The sequence below is a fragment of the Pseudomonadales bacterium genome (assembly GCA_013215025.1).
In the GTDB taxonomy this organism is placed as follows: Bacteria; Pseudomonadota; Gammaproteobacteria; order Pseudomonadales; family DT-91; genus DT-91.
Genome location: JABSRR010000133.1, coordinates 1 through 1,857 on the forward strand (window position 1 = coordinate 1; position 1,857 = coordinate 1,857).

A 1,857-nucleotide genomic window follows, 5' to 3' on the forward strand; every position below is an offset into this window, starting at 1 on the left:
ATATTGTCGGCATCATTGACACGCACAATCAAGCCATCAAGCGTTAACGCCCACAGCTCGCCGTCAATAATTAGATATACACGTAAATTGCTTGCATTGCTCATAGCGCACGGCCCAGATAGTCTTTTTTAGTGTAGCAGCTGTTAATAATAAGGCATGAACTATGCCAGCATCAAATGCTATACGGCATCGATTAGCGATTATAAGGCGCAAGCATGCGAAAGCAGGTTTGAGAGCAAAAAAAAGGAGGCCTAGGCCTCCTGATCAGATACGCGAAGTGAGCTCTTAATTCACTGATTGATTCACTGCGATCGTACGACGTTGTTGCGCTTCTGGCACCTCACGATAGAGCTCGATGGTAAGCACGCCATTTGCCAAGTCGGCTTTCTCGACCTGCATATGATCTGCCAATCGAAAGCTGCGTTCAAAATTGCGCCGGGCGATGCCGCGATGAATATACTGGCGCGATTCATCATCTTGCGCCGCCTGCGTAGCCGCCACTTTTAGCGTGTCTTTTTCAACGCTGATAGTCAGATCTTGCTCGCGATAACCCGCAATCGCCATCACGATTTGGTAGTTATTTTCACCGGTTTTAACAATATCGTAGGGTGGAAAATTATTGCGGGGCTCTTGCTCTGCCAGTGCATCGAATAAGTCGTTAAAACGATCAAAACCGACACTTTGACGAAATAAGGGTGATAAAGATAATGCTGTAGCCATAATTGCCTCCTAAAAGCAAAGCTGTTACCTCATGCCGAAGCCATGAAGTGAATAAGATTGAATTTAGTTGGCGCGTCAACTGTGTGAGTGATAAAACATCCCCTCACACTTATTAGATGGCGGCAGATGGAAAAAATTCAAGTCGGTAGAGCAGTTTTTTTCATCAGCATGGTTGATGTGGTCAAGGACAGCACTTTTTCATCGCGCTGATTAAACAACTCAATCAGCGAGGTGGTAATACCCAAGTCAGGCTTTGATTGTGACTCACGTTTATTAATCACTTGGGTGGTACAGCTGACGGTATCGCCAGGCTTTACCGGCACCGGAAAACGTATATTGTCCCAACCGAGACCAGCCACTACCGCTGAAGGCTCATGGGCTTTCGAGATTTCATTAGCCAGCTTAATCGCAATCGCCACGGTATGTAAGCCCGATGCCGTTAAACCTAAGGGCCAATCCTCAGCTGCTTGTTCGTCAATATGGAACGGTTGTGGGTCCCATGCTTTAGCAAAGCTTATAGTGTCGGCTTTGTCGAGCACAACTTGTCGTGACTGTTTCGGCTGGTTCAGCACAATATCTTCGAAGTAACGCATATTCTCTCCTTAAAGCNGAAAGCTTACCGCCTTCAGCATAGATATACAGCATGATTTGCTGGAAAAATAAAAAGGCTTTAGCAATCCACGACATATCCTATCCGATACGCATGGAAAACCTTTAACAGCTTATGCGATGCATGAATGAGATCATGAAACGATGAGAGAATGGGGTAAAGGAAAACAACAGTGTGAAAATCAACAACATCAGCGAGCGCTAGAAAAAATTGGGGGCAATTGCCCCCAAGTCAATAAAACGGCCTGGATGGCCTGCTCTACCAGGGGGAGTAGAGGTTAATAACTATAGTGCAGATTGCAGATTGCGAAAGAACATTTCTGAGTGATGTGAAAAATTTTTAGTATGAAATGCTTTAAGCGTGAGCTGGCGCGCGATTTTTCAGAGCCATGCTTAGCATTGCCCGCGCGCACGACAAACTGCGGTCGATGTGCGCATAAACCAGAGATACCCCAATACGGCGCAGATCATATTAACAAGCGTGTAGGCGATAAAAATACCGCGCTCCACCAACACCACACTGAGCCC

General features: G+C 46.1%; 2 protein-coding genes. Both read right to left on the bottom strand.

Annotated features, from left to right (window positions below; all coding sequences use genetic code 11):
* Positions 1-285: 285 nt before the first annotated feature.
* Positions 286-720, bottom strand: coding sequence for an Hsp20 family protein (locus tag HRU21_09105; GenBank protein ID NRA42449.1), 435 nt, complete (start codon positions 718-720; stop codon positions 286-288).
* A 137-nt stretch (positions 721-857) separates the two neighbouring features.
* Positions 858-1,313, bottom strand: coding sequence for an acyl dehydratase (locus HRU21_09110; protein NRA42450.1), 456 nt, complete (start codon positions 1,311-1,313; stop codon positions 858-860).
* Positions 1,314-1,857 lie beyond the last annotated feature (544 nt).

Excerpts from the sequence above, each read along its gene's own strand:
- HRU21_09110 (NRA42450.1), bottom strand. The coding sequence starts at position 1,313 with ATGCGTTACTTCGAAGATATTGTGCTGAACCAGCCGAAACAGTCACGA.
- HRU21_09105 (NRA42449.1), bottom strand. The coding sequence starts at position 720 with ATGGCTACAGCATTATCTTTATCACCCTTATTTCGTCAAAGTGTCGGT.